Source organism: Pseudomonas sp. GM84, assembly GCF_000282535.1.
Classification (GTDB): domain Bacteria; phylum Pseudomonadota; class Gammaproteobacteria; order Pseudomonadales; family Pseudomonadaceae; genus Aquipseudomonas.
The window spans coordinates 1-16789 of the sequence record NZ_AKJC01000110.1 but is presented as its reverse complement, the minus strand read 5'-3'; the positions used below and the strand labels follow the sequence as shown (position 1 = coordinate 16789).

The following is a 16789-nucleotide window of genomic DNA, read 5'->3' as shown; positions in this document are numbered from 1 at the left end:
CACCACGTCCATGATCGGCTCGCGTACCCGTGGCAACCAGGGCGGCCACTTCATGTTCGCGGCGCAGGACTGGAAGGGCGAAGTACCGGGCAGCGTCACCGAGGTGATCCGCGTCGACTCCAACCTGGTGAAGCTGATGGGCCGGATCATGGCCACTGGTCCTGCAGACGAGAAAGTCGCGCTCGCCTACATGGACGACTGGAACGTGCGCACCCTTTCGGCCTACCTGGGCGTCTCGGGCCCGAAACCCAAGCAGCGCATTTACCCCGACCCGGCCACGAGCAACTGGCTGCAACGGGTGAACTTCCTGCTGTGTGACGGCAGCATGGGGCAAGCCGACCGGAAATGGCTGGAGCAGTACAAGGCGATTGGCGTCGAGCCGTGCAAGACCGATTTCACCGAGGAGCAACTGGCGGCGGCCAGGCAAGGTGAAGCACTGGGGATAAAACACATCAAGGACCTGGCACCGAAAATGACCGATGCCGGCAAGCTGCTGGGCACGCGCAAGCAACTGGCTGACGGGCCGCGAGACCTGTTCGCCGAGGGCACCTACATCGGTCAGTGGGGGCTGCCGCCCGATGAGACCGTCTACCTGCAGGCGGTCAAGGGCAGCGATGGCGAACCGATCAATGGCGCGAACGGCAAGACCTACCGTTTGCACTTCAAGGCACCGGACGTCAGCCAGTTCTGGTCGTTCACCGTCTACGGCACGGACAACCGCTTCATGGCCCACAACGCCCTCAACCGCCACAGCCGCGGCGACCGCACGCTCAAGCCCGATGCCGACGGCAACTACACAATCGAACTCGCCGCCAAGGGTGATGCCAGCAACCCCAACTACCTGCCGATCCCGGAGAAGGACGTCTACATCGTGCTGAGGATGTATGGTCCGAGCAAAACCGTGCAGGGCGGCGGCTACAAATTTCCGCAAGTAGAGGTGGTCAAGCCATGAAGAAATTACTGCTCTGCGCTGTGTTGTTGAATGCCGGCGTCGCGCACGCCGCCCACCTGGTAACGCCGGACAATTACGCCCGCGCCGAGGTGGATGAAGCCTTTGCCAAAGTCGTTCGAGACGTGGGCAGCAACACGTTTCGCCATGATCGGGCATTGATGCCGCTGGAGAAGCAGCTCGCAGTCACCATGAACCGCGACACGGTGTATTCGTTCGGTGTGTTCTACGCGCCGCCAGGCACCACGATCACGTTGCCCAAGTCTGCAGACAATCGTTACCAGTCGGCCATGATCCTGCAGAACGACGACTACACCGACCAGGTGTTCTACGCGCCTGGCACCTTCAAGATCGAATCGCAAACTGCATTCGCCGCCGCCGTCATTCGTACCCAGGTCGACCCCAACAACCCGCAGGACATCGACAAGGTCCGGGTCCTGCAAGATGCGATCAAGGTGAGCTGGCCTGAAGGCACGGTACCCAAGGACTACCCCATCGTGGCCTGGGACCAGGCCAGCCTCAAGGCTCTGCGTAGCCAGTACCAGAAGGAGGCGGCGAAACTGACCAACTTCAACGAAGCCGCAGGCCCGCGCGGCGTGGCCAAGCCGGAAATGCTCAGGCGCAGCGCTTCGGTCGCCCTGGGGCTGCTGCCGGCCAAGGACGCCATGTACATCTACCGCGACTATGGCCTGAGCGGCAGCAAGTGTTATGAAGCCACCTATGCGAAACCTGAGTTTCTCCAGGGAGGGTTTTTCTCCCTCACGATGTACGGCGCCGACAAATACCTGAAGAGCGAGAACTCCAACCTCAATGACCGAACGATGAAGTTCAACCCGGACGGCACCGTCACCGTGCGCTTCGGGCCCAAGGCACAGTGTGGCGAGGTGGCGAACTGGTTACCGACGCCAGGGGACAACTGGTACCTCGGCATGCGCATCTACCGCCCCGGCGATACGGTGCTCAGCGGCGTCTACACCATCCCCGAGCCACACGCAGTCAAGTGATCTGCCACTCGGCGCTACGCCTCAACGCTCCTGGAGGCGGCTGATGAAAATGGCCAGGCGCTGAGTCACGACGGGGAGCGCTGCAAGCTCCAGCGTTTCCTGGTCGCTGTGCGCCCCCGTACCCCAGGGGCCTAGCCCATCGAGCCCGGCATCGACCAGGTTGGCGACATAGGAAATGTCGGCCCCGCCACGTTCGACAGTGGGCACCGCCTGCAGCGGCCCTCCTCCCAGTACTTCGCTGATTTCACTGAACTGCGCGAGCAATTGCCGATTGCCATGCGTCTCGGACATGGCCGGCATGATGTCGTTGAACTGCAGCGTGCTGGAAGTACCCGGCAGGGACGCTGCAGCGATGTCGCGCAGCGTCTGCTCAGCCTCGCGCTGCTGGGCTTGCGACAAGAACCGCAGATCACCATGGACATGGGTTTCGCCTGCGATGATGTTCTTCAGCCCCTCGGCACTGGCCGTGTTTTGCCGCGTGTCCAGGTTGGCGGTGCGCCCCCCTGCGAGGATGCCTGGGTTGACGGTAAGGCCTGGGTGCTGGGAAAAAGCGATGCGCATCGCTTCGAGCACACGGGCCGTCTCGTAGATCGCGCCAAAGCCGGCTTGCGGCCCGAACAGCAACGATGAATGCCGAGCCTGCCCATGGCTGCTCAACTGCCAGGCACTGATGCCCCTGCGCCCGGTCACTAGGCCCTGGGCTGTCGACGCAAATTCCAGGCCCAAGGCGATTTCGCTTTGCTGGGCGGCATCGCGCAGGGCCTGCCGCGAAATCGAACTGGGCTGGGCGGCCTGTTCTTCATCGCCGACCAGCACCACGGTGATCGAGGCTTCGCCCAACCGGCCAGCCTCGTCGAGGGCCTTGAGCGCGTACAGCAAGGTGACCAGCCCACCCTTGTTGTCCAGCACACCGGGGCCGGTTGCCGTGCGCTGATCGGCGGAACGCTGGAATGTCTGAAAAGGGCTTTCGGGTGCGAACACCGTGTCCAGGTGCGCGATCAGCAAGATGCGCCGTTTGCCACTGCCCAAGGTGGCGACCAGGCTACCGGCGTGGGTCATGGGTGCGGGGAGATCGACCCAGCGGGTCTGGAAGCCTAACCGTTCGAACTGCGGCCGGAGGATTTCGCCGACCTGCTCGACACCGCGACGGTTGCCGGTGCCGCTGTTGATGTTCACCAGTTGCTCCAGCAACGCCACCTGGCTGTCGTGGTGCTGCTCGATGTAACGCACCATCGCCTGTTCGTTCAGGTTCAACGGCGCTACCGAGGCCTGGGCCATGGGCACGCAGGCCAGGGTCAGTGCCAGCAACAAAGTTCGGGCTTTCATGAAGGGCTCCGGGGCCTGGAAGAGGATCCCGGAGAGTCTGCCGCTGCACTGCAGGCCGGCAAATCGAATCAGCCTCATTCGGCTGTAGGAAATTGCCGTCCTGTAGCGCCCTTACCCGAGTGGATCAGGCCCGCAACGCATCCAACCCCATCTGCCAGAAGTCCGCCTCCAATCGCGATGCCTGGCCGAAGATACCGGCCAGTTCAACGAACCGCTGCTCGGTCATGCTCCGCGCCGCCAGCTCATCGAGGTGCTTGCGCGCTGCAGCCGCCACGCCCTGATAGGCCTCGCCGGCATATTCGCCAATCCACTCACGGTACGGATGGTTGCTCAGGTCACCGATACGCTCGGCCAGGGTGCGGCCGATCTCGGCGTAGCCGATCACGCAGGGTGCCAGTGCCGCATGCAGCTCGAGCAGATCGCCCGCGGCGCCGCAGTCGAGCACATAACGGGTATAGGCCACGGTGGCCTGATGCTCCGGCGCCGCCTCGATATCGGCCTGCGACAGCCCCCAGCGGGCGCACAGGCGCAGGTGCAGTTCGGTTTCGTCGAGGATGGCTGCCAGCCCGGCCTGGGCGGCACGGATATCGGCGGGCAGGCGGCTCTTGTAGGCAGCCAGCGCCCAGGCCCGGGCGAACTGGATGAGGAACAGGTAGTCCTGCACCAGGTACTGACGGAACGCAGCCTCCGGCAAGGTGCCCTCACCCATCTGCCGGACGAAGTCATGGTCGACGTAGCTGGCCCACTGCGGCGCGGCGGCCGATTTCAGTCGCGCGAAGATATCCATGTTCATGCCTGCTCCTCATAGATGGCGTCGAAGAACGCCAGTTCCAGTGCCACGGTGCGCGCGTAGAAGTCGCTGCTCAGTGCAGCCTGCTGTGGCCCGACCCGGTCCAGTTCGGCCTGCAGGAAGGCGACGAAGTCGGCGAAGGCCGGATTGTCGTGCAGGGTGATCCATTCGGCATGGACGAAGTTGGCCGGCAGCGGCTTGGGTGCTTTGATCGCCCAGTCCAGGTACAGCCCCTCCGCCACGTTGAGCACCGCCAGGGCGGCGGCATAGGAGCGAGTGGCCGCAGCCTCGCGCATGATCGCCTTGAAGCCGGCGGTGGGCACGGTGTCTGCGGGTTCGGTACGTTGCGCCGGGCTCACGTCCAGGGCCTCGAAGGCACGCAGGAAGTAGGTGTTCTCGTCGCTGCAGATCATGCCGGCGAACCGGCCCAGGCGCAGGCGTGCTTCGAAGGTGTCGGCGGTGGCGATGGCCGCGCCGAGCAAGGTCACGAAGCTGTCGATGAAACGATGGTCCTGTACCAGGTAGCGAACCATGATCGGGTCCGCCACGCTGCCCTCGCAGAGTTCGCGGACGAAGCGGTGGTCAACGGCGGCCGACCAGGTCGACTGGTTCTGGTGACGCAGGGTTTCGCTGAAGCGTTCGGTCATGGTGCTGTCCTCCAATGGGGTGACAGCGAGACCGTTGCAGTTGGACATGTAGCGGCCTCGCAGTAAGGCCGGCAGGAAGGCAGGTCGGTAGCCCCATCCCTTCGCCGGCATGATCCGGATCAGGTTCGAAGGGTCACCGCGCTGCAGGTGCCAGCGGTTTCTCAGCCCGTTGCCGGACTCCCCTTGGTGGCTGGAGGTATACAGGAGCATGGGGAGGATGCCAAGGCGCAGGGACGAATTTGCCCCGGTCGAACCCACCGAAACTGGGCCCGAACAGCCCCATTTCCGGGCTCCAATCCCCAACGCTTGCCGCTCAAGTGTTTTGCGCGCTTTACATTTTCCTCGGCTTTGTATGTCAAACCATTACAACCCAGTCGGTTGGCACAACCATTGCTCAAGCCGTGGAAACGGGCAAAACGCCATTGATGGCTCAAGGCCATTTCTAGCATCGAGCGAGGCATAGGCAATGAAAACACCTGCCGTCATCCACCCCACACGCCACGCCTTCAAACTAACCGCGGTGACCGCGTTGATGGTCAGCCTCGGCCTGATTTGCGCAAGGGCCTCTTCCCTCGATGACGTGAGCCAGCCGTCGCCGACGGACCCTTCGCACTACGACGACCAGCCGGCCGACCCCAACCCGGCCCTGCTCAACCTGTCCAACCTGCCGGAAGCCAACGAAGGCTCGCTGGAACTCAAGGACGGCGTGTTCGGTGACCGCTCGACCAACCGTGTCGACAACGTGCTGCAACCGTTGCAGCAGACATCGCGCAACTACCCCACCAATGGCATGCCAAGCCCGTTGTTCGGCGCGCAGCCGTTCACCCAGCAACTGTTATTGTTCGAAGAATTCGGCCCGGAAAAACTCGACCCCAGCCTGCCACCGCCAAACTTGACCTTCCCGGTTCCCACCTTGGGCGCTGCTCCCGCGCAGGATCCGGACGTGGTGGCCCGCAGCAGCCCCAACGGCAATGCCCTGGAAGCCTTCCTCAAGCAACCGGGCCTGTACCCGTTCCCGACCCAATACTCCAACGTGCTCGACCGCAACCCCTGGAAAGCGCAGATCGAGCTGTTCCTCAACCGCAACTCGGTAGGCTCGCCCGCCGAAGGCCGGCCACCAGGAAAAGCCTGGTCGCACCAGCGCTGGAACGAGTTCTACCCCCAGGCGGCGTTCAAGACCGCGCAGGCCGGCGCGCGCATCAACCAGGGGCTGCGTGACCGCAAGCAGTTGCACAACTACGCGGTCGGCGAGTTCGGGCCTGGCGGGCTGTATTACCAGACCTCGGATATCCCGACCACCATCGGTACCACCAAAGGCATCGACACGCGCTTTCACCCGAACTTCCCGTTGCAGAACCACAAGTCGCTGTGGACCTTCGACGGCACCTTCCCGCCGAAACTGCTGATGGTGCGCTATGGCCAGCCGATCCTCATGCGCCATTACAACGCGCTGCCGATCGACCCTGCGGCGAACGCAGGTTTCGGTCTGCACACCATCTCGACCCATGAACACAACGGCCACTCCCCGGCCGAAAGCGATGGCTTCGCCAACGCCTACTTCTTCCCCGGCCAGTACTACGACTACCGCTGGCCGGTGCAGCTGGCCGGCTACGACACCATCAACACCCGCGCCCAGGACCCTCGCGCGGCGTTCCCTTGCGCACCGGGGGAAACCCTGTTCGTCAACGATGCTTCGCCGGGCCTGAAGACCTGCGAGAACGGCAGCATCAAGATTCGTGGCGACTGGCGCGAAACCATGAGCACCCACTGGTTCCACGACCACATGATGGATTTCACCGCGCAGAACGTCTACAAGGGCAACGCGGTGATGATGAACTACTACAGCGCCCTGGACCGTGGCAACGAGGCACTGCAGGACGGCGTCAACCTGCGCTTCCCCAGCGGCACCGCCATGCCATGGGGCAACCGCGACTACGACGTCAACCTGGTGATCGCCGACAAGGCCTGGGATCAGAGCGGCCAGCTGTGGTTCAACCCGTTCAACACCGATGGCTTCCTGGGCGACCAGATCCTGGTCAACTGGCAGTACCAGCCCAAGCTCAAGGTGCGTGCGCGCAGCTACCGCTTCCGCATCCTCAACGGTTCGGTTTCGCGCTACTTCAAGTTTGCCGTGGTGCGTGAAATCGCCGGCAACAGCGGCGAGTTCAAGGGGCCATCCGGCTCCAACCTGTCCTACGCGCGGGTGCCGTTCCACATGATCGGCAACGACGGCAACATCATGGAACACGCCGTGCCGTTCGACGGCAGCATGGACCTCAACGGCGACGGCGACCGCCAGGACAACAACGGCATCCTGCCGCTGCAAGGCATCGCCGAGCGCTACGACATCATCATCAACTTCGCCAAGAACGGCATCAAGGCGGGCGACAAGCTGTACTTCGTCAACCTGGAAGAGCATGACACCGGCAAAGGTCCCAAACAGGCCATTTCGTTGGCCGATGTCCTGTCGGAGAAATACAAGGCGGTCATCAAGCAGACCAGCAAAGGCCCTGAGTGGGACAAGGGCGACCCGGTGGTCGGCAAGTTCCTGCAACTGCTGGTGCAACCCTACAGCGGCCAGGACGTGAGCATGGACCCGACTGCCTACGAGCCGGCCAAGCCGGGCAAGGCCGAAGGCCTGAAGATGATTCCGCTGACCATCGACCGCACCGCCGCAGCCGACAAGGACAAGCTCAAGGCCGCCCGGCACCGCGAGTTCATCTTCGGCCGCTCCGACGGCACCGACACGGCGCCCTGGACCATCAAGACCGACGGTGGCTTCGGCTACAGCATGGACCCACGGCGCATCAACGCCGCCGCGCAGCTGTCGAGCGAAGCGACCGATGGCGGCTTCAGCGGTGACGGTACCCTGGAAGTGTGGAAGATCAAGAACGGCGGCAACGGCTGGAGCCACCCGGTGCATGTGCACTTCGAGGAAGGCGTGATCCTCAGTCGCGACGGCAAGACACCGCCCGAGTGGGAAAAATGGGCACGCAAGGACGTCTACCGCATCGGCCCGGATACCGACTCTTCCGAAGAAGTGGAAATGGCCATTCGCTTCCGCGAGTTCGCCGGCACCTACATGGAGCACTGCCACAACACCCAGCACGAGGACTCCTCGATGCTGCTGCGCTGGGATATCGAGCACCCTGGCCAGTTCCAGGTGATGCCGACGCCGCTGCCGGGTTGGGACGGTGTGCAGTATGCCCCTTCGGTAGGCCTGCCGACCTTCCGCACCGCCAGCAACAATAATAACGGTGAAGACGACACCAACAAGCCACCGGTGGCGGTCAACGACACGGCCGCGACCACCGCCGGCAAGCCTGTCGTGATCAACGTGCTGGCCAACGACACCGACCCTGACCGCAACCTGCCGCTGACGGTCAGCGGCCTGACCCAGCCGGACTCGGGCAAGGGAACGGTCAGCACCGACGGCGCTCTGGTGACCTTCACCCCGCCTGCCACGGTCACCACGCCGTTCACCGCCAGCTTCAACTACTCGGCGCGTGATGCCAAAGGGGCCGAATCGCTGGTACCGGCCACGGTGAGTGTCGCGGTCGGCCCGGCAGTGGTGGCGGACGAGATCCAGGTCAGCAGTGCCACGGTGCAGGTGCGCAGCAACGACCGCTACACCTGGGAGTTGTCGGGTACCACGACGGTGGCCACTGGCAACAGCATCACGGTGACGGCCAACACTGCCAACGGGCCGTTGAACCTCGGTACGGCGACGCTTACTGCGTCCACCAGTGGCGCGCGCTGGCGGTTGTCGACGACCACCACCGGCAATGCGCCGGCCACGACGGTGACGGTGAAGTCGGTGCTGGGCCAGAGTGTGACCGCGCCGATCAGCGTCAAGTAAAGGCGGGGCCGCGTTGCGGCCCATCGCCGGCAAGCCGGCTCCCACAGGGATCGAAGCGCTGCAAAATCCTGTGGGAGCCGGCTTGCCGGCGATGAGGCCCGAACACCCCCTACAAGCTCCAAAGAGGACTGCATGATGACCGGCTCCTGGCGTGTTCTGCTCGCACTCTCCCTGTTCGCCGCCAGCACCTGCTACTGGCCGCTGAAACCGCTCCTGCAAGCCCAGCCGCAAGTCCAGGCAGAGTCCGAATCCACCACGCCCTGGGGTGCCAACTACTTCCCCAACACCCCGCTGGTGACCCAGGACGGCCAGAAAGTGCGCTTCTTCGACGACCTGATCAAGGACAAGGTCGTCGCCATCAATTTCATCTTCACCGGCTGCTCCGACTCCTGCCCGGTGGAAACCGCACGCCTGCGCCAGGTGCAGAAGATTCTCGGCGACCGGGTGGGCAAGGACATCTTCTTCTACTCGATCAGCATCGACCCCTACAACGACACCCCTGCCACCCTCAAACGCTACGCCGAGAAATTCGGCATCGGCCCCGGCTGGACACTGCTCACGGGCGAGCCCGATGACATCGAACAACTGCGCCGGCGCCTGGGCCTCTATATAGAAGGCCTGGAAAACGGCCGCTCGAAAGACCACAACCTGAGCCTGATCATCGGCAACCAGAGCACCGGCCGCTGGATGAAAGCCTCGCCCTTCGAGAGCCCCTACATCCTCGCCGACCGCCTGGGCAACAGCCTGCACAACTGGAAGCAGGCCACAGCCTCGGCCAACGACTACGCCAGTGCCCCGCAAATCCGCCCGCCCAGCAGCGGCGAGCAGATCTTCCGTACCCGCTGCTCGTCCTGTCATACGGTGGGCAACAACGAGCCCGGACAACCCGGCATCGGCCCTGACCTGCTGGGGGTGACCGCCCAACGCGACCCCCGCTGGCTGGCCCGCTGGCTCAAGGAGCCTGACCAGATGCTGGCAGAGAAAGACCCGTTGGCCACCCTGCTCTACGAGCAATACAACCGCCTGGCCATGCCCAACATGCGCCTGGGCGATGCCGAGGTGTCCGCGCTGGTCAGTTACCTTGAAGAGGAAACGGCGCGACTCCGGGCGCCCCTGGCAGATCGGGGCAAGCCTTGAGCATCAGTCGATCAACGACCCGCGCCCAGCTCGATCCACACCGGCGCGTGGTCGCTGGCCTTTGGCTCGTTGCGCACCCAGGCATCGACGCCCGCCCGCTTCAGGTAAGGCGCAAGGTCCGGGTTGAGCAGCAAGTGGTCGATGCGCAAGCCGGCATTGCGCGCCCAGTGATTGCGAAAGTAGTCCCAGAAGGTGTACACACGCTCGTCCGGGTGCAGATGGCGTATGGCATCGACCCAGCCCTGCGCCAGTAGTCGCTGGTAACACCCGCGCGACTCGGGCTGCAGCAGCGCGTCCTTCAACCAGGAGCGTGGGTTGTAGATGTCCAGGTCGGTGGGCACCACATTGAAGTCCCCCGCCAGCACCGTCGGGTGGCCGCTGCCATGGAGGCTGCGCGCATGCGCGATCAGGCATTCGAACCAGCGCAGCTTGTAGTCGAACTTCGGACCAGGTTGCGGGTTGCCGTTGGGCAGGTACAGGCAGGCCACCAGCACCCCGTGCGCCGCTGCTTCCAGGTAGCGGCTCTGGCTGTCGTCTTCCATGCCGGGCAGGCCCCGACGCACCTCCAGCGGCTCGCTGCCACGCGCCAGGATCGCCACGCCGTTCCACGACGGCTGACCCTGGTAGAGGCAGCCGTACCCCGCCGCTTCCAGTTCCTGGCGAGGGAACTGCTGGTCAGGCGCCTTGAGCTCCTGCAGGCAGGCGATATCGGGCTGTTCCCGGTCGAGCCAGGCCAGCAGCGCCGGCAGGCGGCTGCGAATACCGTTGAGGTTGAAGGTGGCGATCTTCAGCGCTTTCATGGATTGGTTCGCTCACAGGAGATTTCTGATCGAGCCCTTTGCAGTGTGAGCCCTGCCCTGGCGCAACGTTCAATCGCTGTGCGGCTAGTCGATATGGACGATCCGGATCCGGCTCACCTTGATTATCGTCGTTTATCCGTGGGCTGCTGCCCGTCTACCGATGATGACTATGACTGGAGAGCCTATGAAGGTGCTGGTAAGTGTCAAACGCGTGGTCGACTACAACGTGAAAGTCCGCGTCAAGGCGGACCTTTCCGGCGTCGACCTGGCAAACGTCAAGATGGCCTTGAACCCGTTCTGCGAAATTGCCGTGGAAGAAGCTGTGCGCCTGAAAGAGAACGGTGTGGCCAGCGAAATCGTCGTCGTTTCTGTCGGCCCGGCTACTGTGCAAGAGCAGCTGCGTACCGCACTGGCGCTGGGTGCTGACCGTGCCATCCTGGTCGAAGCCGCCGATGAGCTGAATTCGCTGGCCGTGGCCAAGGCGCTGAAAGCCGTTGTCGATAAAGAGCAGCCGCAGCTGGTCATCCTCGGCAAACAGGCCATCGACAGTGACAACAACCAGACCGGCCAGATGCTGGCCGCGCTGACCGGCTTCGCCCAAGGCACCTTCGCCTCCAAGGTCGAAGTCGCCGGCGACAAGCTGAACGTCACCCGTGAAATCGACGGCGGCCTGCAGACCGTTGCACTGAACCTGCCGGCGATCGTCACCACCGACCTGCGCCTGAACGAGCCGCGCTACGCGTCGCTGCCGAACATCATGAAGGCCAAGAAAAAGCCGCTGGAGACGGTGACTGCAGAGGCGCTAGGGGTATCGCTCGCTTCCACCAACAAGACCCTGAAAGTCGAAGCGCCGGCTGCGCGCAGCGCGGGTATCAAGGTCAAGTCGGTGGCCGAACTGGTCGAGAAGCTGAAGAACGAAGCGAAGGTGATCTGAATGACTGTCCTGGTTGTCGCTGAATACCAAGCCGGTGCCATCGCCCCGGCCACCCTGAACACTGTCGCCGCCGCCGCCAAGATCGGGGGTGATGTGCACGTGCTGGTCGCAGGCCAGAACGTCGGTGGCGTCGCTGAATCCGCTGCCAAGATCGCGGGTGTGGCCAAGGTACTGGTGGCCGATAACGCCGCCTACGCCCACGTCCTGCCGGAAAACGTCGCGCCGCTGATCGTCGAACTGGCCAAGGGTTACAGCCATGTACTGGCCCCGGCCACCAGCAACGGCAAGAACATCCTGCCGCGCGTTGCTGCGCTGCTGGACGTCGACCAGATCTCCGAGATCATTTCGGTTGAGTCGGCCGACACCTTCAAGCGCCCGATCTACGCCGGCAACGCCATTGCCACCATGCAATCGAGCGCTGCGGTCAAGGTCATCACCGTGCGTGCCACCGGTTTCGACGCCGTTGCCGCCGAGGGTGGTTCGGCTTCGGTCGAGGTCGTCGCGGCTGTCCATGACGCTGGCAGATCGTCTTTCCTGGGTGAAGAACTGGCCAAGTCCGACCGCCCTGAGCTGACCGGTGCCAAGGTCGTCGTGTCCGGTGGCCGTGGCATGGGCAACGGTGACAACTTCAAGCACCTGTACAGCCTGGCCGACAAGCTCGGTGCCGCCGTCGGTGCCTCGCGCGCCGCGGTCGACGCAGGGTTTGTGCCCAACGACATGCAGGTCGGGCAGACCGGCAAGATCGTTGCGCCGCAGCTGTACATTGCTGTCGGTATCTCTGGTGCGATCCAGCATCTGGCGGGCATGAAGGACTCCAAGGTGATCGTTGCGATCAACAAGGACGAAGAGGCGCCGATCTTCCAGGTGGCCGATTACGGGCTGGTGGCTGACTTGTTTGAAGCGGTGCCGGAGCTGCAAGAACTGCTTTGAGGCAACTGGCCTCATCGCCGGCAAGCCGGCTCCCACAGGGACAACACAGGCCCTGAGAGCAGTGGTCATCCCTGTGGGAGCCGGCTTGCCGGCGATGGGCAACACACACAATAAAAACAAGAGGCCATACACGATGAAATACGCTGATTTGCGCAGCGGGCACGCCTGCGCCTGGCTCAAAGGTATCGCGTTCACCAGCCTGACCCTGACGGGGAGCCAGGTGGCCCAGGCTGGCGGGATGTTCGACCCGAATGCACCGGGCATGACCGGGGACTGGGGCGGGGCCCGCAGCGAGCTGCTGGAGAAGGGCTACGACTTTACCCTCGATTATGTCGGCGAGCTGGGCTACAACGCCCACGGTGGTTACGACCACGACCACACCGCGCGCTGGAGCGGCCAGTTCACCCTGGGCGCGAAGCTCGACCTGCAGAAGATCCTGGGCTGGGAAGACGCCACCTTCAAGCTGGCCATCACCGAGCGCGAAGGCCGCAATATCTCCAACGACCGCATCAGCGACCCACGGGCGCCCATGTACTCCTCCAACCAGGAAGTCTGGGGGCGGGGGCAGACCTGGCGGTTGACCCAGATGTGGATCAGCAAGTCGTTCTTCGAGCGCAAGCTCGACCTCAAGTTCGGCCGCTTCGGTGAAGGCGAAGACTTCAACAGCTTCCCCTGCGATTTCCAGAACCTGGCCCTGTGCGGCTCGCAGATGGGCAACTGGGCGGGCGCCAACACCTGGTACAACTGGCCGATTGCGCAGTGGGGCGGGCGGGTGAAGTACCAACTGACGCCGGAGCTGTTCGCCCAGGTCGGCGTGTTCGAGCACAACCCGTCGCTGCTGGAAACGGGCAATGGCTTCAAGCTCAACTTCAGCGGTGGCAAGGGTGTGATCCTGCCCGTGGAGCTGGTGTGGAAGCCCACCTTCAGGCAGTTGCCGGGTGAGTATCGGGTCGGTGCCTACTACAGCAGCGCGGACGCCGACGATGTGCACAGCCGCGAAGTGCCGGGCGATGTGAACAGCCCCTTGCAAAGCCGCGACAGCAAGTACGGTTACTGGCTGGTCGCCCAGCAGCAGGTGACCGCCCACGACGGCGACCCGCAGCGCGGCCTGTCGGTGTTCGCCAACGTCACGGTGCCGGACCGGGAAACCAGCCAGGTAGGGCACTTCCTTCAGGCGGGGCTCACCTACAAAGGGTTGTTCGACGCCCGTCCCCAGGACGACATCGGCTTCGGCGTGGCGCGCATCCACACCAACTCGCGCTACCGCGACAACCAGCGGTTGGTCAACGCGGCCAACCAGCAGACCGACTACGACAACCCGGGCTACCAACCCCTGCAGGGCAACGAGTACGACGCCGAACTGTACTACGGCATCCACGCCACCCGTTGGCTGGTGATTCGCCCGAACATTCAGTACGTGCGGGATCCGGGCGGTGTCAGCGAGGTCGATGATGCGTGGGTGCTGGGGGTGAAGATGCAGAGCAGTTTCTAACCGAATCGACACGACGTGGCAGGCATCGCTCAGCGGGCGGGCAAGCGCCTAGCCCCCCGTGACCGGTGGAAAGAAAGCGATGTCGTCGCCATCGCACAGCGGCTCGTCCAGTGTGCACAGTTCCTCGTTGCGTGCGCACATCAGGTTGGTCTGGCCGAGGGTTTGCGCCCACAGGCCACCCCGGCCGACCAGTTGCGCGCGCAGTGCACCCAGGGTGGTCAGCGTCGGCGCCCATGGCAGCGCCTCGCCCTCGCTGCCGAGCAGCTCGCGATAGCGCGCGAAGTAGTTCACCCGGATCATGGCGACACCTGGGCCTGGTACAAGCCCGAGCGCCCACCGGATTTGCGCAGCAGGCGCAGCCAGTCGATCTGCAGGCTGCGGTCGGCGGCCTTGCACATGTCGTACAGGGTCAAGGCGGTGACGCTGGCGGCGGTCAGGGCCTCCATCTCGACGCCGGTCGCGCCATTGAGTGCGCAGCTGGCGATGATCCGCACCGAGTCGGGGGCCACGGCCTTGAGTTCGACACTGACCGCCGTCAGCAGCAGCGGGTGGCAAAGCGGGATGAGCTCGTGGGTACGCTTGGCGGCCATGATCCCGGCGATCCGTGCCACGGCGAAGACATCGCCCTTGGGGTGGCCACCGGCGCAGATCAGGGCCAGGGTTTCCGGTTTCATGCGCACCCAGGCTTCGGCCAACGCCTCGCGACGGGTGTCGGGCTTGTCGCTGACATCGACCATGCGCGCGTGGCCGCGGCTGTCCAGGTGGGTGAGGGGACAGGGTGACTCGGGTGTGTCGATCATGAAAGTTCCAGTGGCAAGTTGAATGGGAGGGCTCGCCTTGCCGATCGAGTATTAAAATGCGCATCGAGAGAAGGCATTTGAACTTATGCGTGCGGCCAGCGTTCAGGCTGGGCAAAGTAAGTTGAAGCGTGACTGTCGTCCAATGGGAATTAACGAAGACGCGATAGACCACGCTGATGACCAAGCGTGATAGAGGGGGCTTATTGTGTATTGCGTATTATCGATTGGACGCCGTTTCAACGGCGGTCTAGTTTCTCGGCAATTTTGTCGACTTATTAGAGTGCCTAAAAATGAGTGTTAAACCCACTGCCGTATTCGTTCCGCTGAATATCGCTGTCCTGACCGTCAGCGATACCCGTACCTTCGAAACCGATAGTTCCGGCGAGCTGCTGGCCAGCCGCGCGGTGGACATGGGTCATCGCCTGGTGGCCAGGGTGTTGCTCAAGGACGACCTGTACAAGATCCGCGCCCAGGTGGCCGGCTGGATCGCCGATGAAGACGTGCAGGTGGTGCTGATCACCGGTGGCACCGGTTTTACCGGGCGCGACAGCACCCCGGAGGCGGTCAGCTGCCTGCTGGACAAGCACATCGACGGTTTCGGTGAGTTGTTCCGCGCCCTGTCGATCCTCGACATCGGCACCTCCACGGTACAGAGCCGTGCCCTGGCGGGCCTGGCCAACGGCACCCTGGTGTGCTGCCTGCCGGGCTCCACCGGTGCCTGCCGCACGGCCTGGGAGGGCATCCTGGTCGAGCAGCTGGACGCCCGCCACCGTCCCTGCAACTTCGTGCCTCACTTGAAGGCTGCCAGCCTGTGCGGAACGCGCTCGTGAGTGCGTTGATGGCGGTCGACGAGGCCCTGCGCCAGCTGTTGCTGCTGGCCAGGGCGGCGCCGTTGACGGCGTGCGAGCAGGTTGCCCTGCGTCAGGCCGACGGGCGCGTGCTGGCCGAAGACCTGCGCGCCGCCATCGACCTGCCGCCGTGGGACAACAGTGCCATGGATGGTTACGCCTTGCGTTTCGACGACCTGCAAGCCCAACCGCTGCCGGTGACGCAGACCGTATTCGCAGGCGAAGCTCCCGGGCCGTTGCAGGCCGGCACCTGTGCGCGGGTGTTCACCGGCGCGCCCGTGCCGGCGGGCGCCGACTGCGTGCAGCTGCAGGAGAATTGCGAGGTCGATGCGCAGGGGCGGGTAAGCTCGCTTACGCCGCTGCGGCGGGGCGCCAATATTCGCCTGCAGGGCAACGAGATCCGTGCCGGCGCGCCTTTGCTGGCCGCCGGCACGGTGCTGAAGCCGATTGCCCTGGGGGTGCTGGCTTCGCAAGGCATCACCCAGGTGCCGGTAGTGCGCCGGCCCAGGGTGGCGCTGCTGTCCAGCGGTGATGAGCTGGCAGGCGAGGGCGCGACCCTTGGCCTTGGGCAGATCCATGACAGCAACCGTGTGGTGCTGAGGGCACTGCTGGAGCGGTTGGGGTGCGAGGTGATCGACCTGGGCTGTGTGCCGGATGAGCCTGCGCTGCTGCGTGCGGCGCTGGTCGGGGTGCAAGGTGTCGAGTTGATCATTACCAGCGCCGGGGTGTCGGTGGGTGATGCCGACTGTATTGGCGCGCTGCTGCGCGAGTCTGGTGATGTGCAGCTGTGGAAGCTGGCGATCAAGCCGGGCAAGCCGTTAACCTTTGGCCATGTGGGTGGTGTGCCGTTGCTGGGGTTGCCGGGTAATCCGGGGTCGGCGCTGGTGACGTTTCTGTTGTTGGCTCGGCCTTATCTCTTGGCGCGCATGGGTGTTGAACGGGTGGAACCGATGCGGGTGCCTGTGGTGGCGGGGTTCGCCTGGCCGAAGGCGGGCAAGCGCCAGGAGTACCTGCGGGTGCGGCTTGACGGTGGGCGGGCGCGCTTGCTGGAGAACCAGAGTTCGGCGACCTTGCTCAGCGCGGTGCAGGCCCACGGGCTGCTGGAAGTGCCCGCGGGGGAGACGTTCGAGGCGGGGGATGTGCTCGATTTCATTTCATTTGATGGGCTGGTGGGGTAGTCCTGCACAGTCTGCAGCGGCCCAATCGCCGGCAAGCCGGCTCCCACAGGATCACCACAGATTTCAGGAACTGTGGTGATCCTGTGGGAGCCGGC

General features: G+C 64.0%; 15 protein-coding genes and 1 riboswitch. Of the genes, 9 read left to right on the top strand and 6 right to left on the bottom strand.

The features are described from left to right. Positions 1-952: DUF1214 domain-containing protein (locus PMI38_RS09920; protein WP_008093352.1), on the top strand; the 952-nt coding region annotated here is incomplete at its 5' end. Next, positions 949-1953 carry a DUF1214 domain-containing protein gene (locus PMI38_RS09915; RefSeq protein ID WP_008093350.1) on the top strand — a complete coding sequence of 335 codons (1005 nt, stop codon included), beginning with the start codon at positions 949-951 and terminating at the stop codon, positions 1951-1953. The genes PMI38_RS09920 and PMI38_RS09915, both read left to right, overlap by 4 nt. A 21-nt stretch (positions 1954-1974) precedes the next feature. On the opposite strand, the gene PMI38_RS09910 is transcribed toward PMI38_RS09915, so the two are convergent. From PMI38_RS09910 to PMI38_RS09900, 3 genes are all read right to left on the bottom strand, one after another. Next, positions 1975-3279 (bottom strand): M20 family metallopeptidase, encoded by a 1305-nt coding sequence (locus PMI38_RS09910; protein WP_008093348.1) that lies wholly within the window; start codon positions 3277-3279, stop codon positions 1975-1977. Positions 3280-3403: 124 nt separating this feature from the next. Next, on the bottom strand, positions 3404-4072 hold the full coding sequence (tenA, locus tag PMI38_RS09905; RefSeq protein WP_008093346.1) for a thiaminase II: 669 nt from the start codon (positions 4070-4072) through the stop codon (positions 3404-3406). Continuing rightward, positions 4069-4716 carry a TenA family protein gene (locus PMI38_RS09900; RefSeq protein WP_043273349.1) on the bottom strand — a complete coding sequence of 216 codons (648 nt, stop codon included), beginning with the start codon at positions 4714-4716 and terminating at the stop codon, positions 4069-4071. Before PMI38_RS09900 ends, tenA begins: the two co-directional genes overlap by 4 nt. Before the next feature lie 79 nt (positions 4717-4795). After that, a riboswitch (TPP riboswitch) is annotated at positions 4796-4910 on the bottom strand. Between the two features lie 272 nt (positions 4911-5182). Between PMI38_RS09900 and PMI38_RS09895 the strand changes: the two genes are divergently transcribed. Both PMI38_RS09895 and PMI38_RS09890 read left to right on the top strand, forming a co-directional pair. After that, the gene (locus PMI38_RS09895) at positions 5183-8575 is read left to right on the top strand and encodes an Ig-like domain-containing protein (RefSeq protein ID WP_008093342.1); all 3393 of its coding nucleotides are present in this window, start codon (positions 5183-5185) and stop codon (positions 8573-8575) included. 135 nt (positions 8576-8710) lie between these two features. Then, positions 8711-9712 carry an SCO family protein gene (locus PMI38_RS09890; RefSeq protein ID WP_043273347.1) on the top strand — a complete coding sequence of 334 codons (1002 nt, stop codon included), beginning with the start codon at positions 8711-8713 and terminating at the stop codon, positions 9710-9712. Between the two features lie 11 nt (positions 9713-9723). Here PMI38_RS09890 and xth read toward each other — a convergent pair whose 3' ends face one another. Next, positions 9724-10512 carry an exodeoxyribonuclease III gene (gene xth / locus PMI38_RS09885; RefSeq protein WP_008093338.1) on the bottom strand — a complete coding sequence of 263 codons (789 nt, stop codon included), beginning with the start codon at positions 10510-10512 and terminating at the stop codon, positions 9724-9726. A gap of 184 nt (positions 10513-10696) precedes the next feature. Here xth and PMI38_RS09880 point away from each other — a divergent pair, with 184 nt between their 5' ends. The 3 genes from PMI38_RS09880 (at position 10697) to PMI38_RS09870 (ending at position 13868) form a co-directional block, all read left to right on the top strand. After that, positions 10697-11446, top strand: coding sequence for an electron transfer flavoprotein subunit beta/FixA family protein (locus PMI38_RS09880; protein ID WP_008093336.1), 750 nt, complete (start codon positions 10697-10699; stop codon positions 11444-11446). Next, positions 11447-12376, top strand: a complete 930-nt coding sequence (locus tag PMI38_RS09875; RefSeq protein WP_008093334.1) for an electron transfer flavoprotein subunit alpha/FixB family protein — start codon at positions 11447-11449, stop codon at positions 12374-12376. A 133-nt stretch (positions 12377-12509) separates the two neighbouring features. Further along, positions 12510-13868 (top strand): carbohydrate porin, encoded by a 1359-nt coding sequence (locus PMI38_RS09870; RefSeq protein WP_008093332.1) that lies wholly within the window; start codon positions 12510-12512, stop codon positions 13866-13868. Between the two features lie 48 nt (positions 13869-13916). On the opposite strand, the gene PMI38_RS09865 is transcribed toward PMI38_RS09870, so the two are convergent. Further along, a complete protein-coding gene (locus PMI38_RS09865; RefSeq protein ID WP_008093330.1) occupies positions 13917-14168 on the bottom strand; it encodes a MoaD/ThiS family protein in 252 nt (83 codons plus the stop codon). Next, positions 14165-14668 (bottom strand): cyclic pyranopterin monophosphate synthase MoaC, encoded by a 504-nt coding sequence (gene moaC, locus PMI38_RS09860; RefSeq protein ID WP_008093328.1) that lies wholly within the window; start codon positions 14666-14668, stop codon positions 14165-14167. The genes PMI38_RS09865 and moaC overlap by 4 nt, the downstream gene beginning before the upstream one ends. Before the next feature lie 290 nt (positions 14669-14958). Between moaC and moaB the strand changes: the two genes are divergently transcribed. Both moaB and PMI38_RS09850 read left to right on the top strand, forming a co-directional pair. After that, positions 14959-15498, top strand: a complete 540-nt coding sequence (gene moaB, locus PMI38_RS09855; protein WP_008093327.1) for a molybdenum cofactor biosynthesis protein B — start codon at positions 14959-14961, stop codon at positions 15496-15498. A gap of 8 nt (positions 15499-15506) precedes the next feature. After that, entirely contained in the window at positions 15507-16694 is a 1188-nt protein-coding gene (locus PMI38_RS09850) for a molybdopterin molybdotransferase MoeA (protein WP_008093326.1), read from the top strand. Positions 16695-16789: the final 95 nt, after the last annotated feature.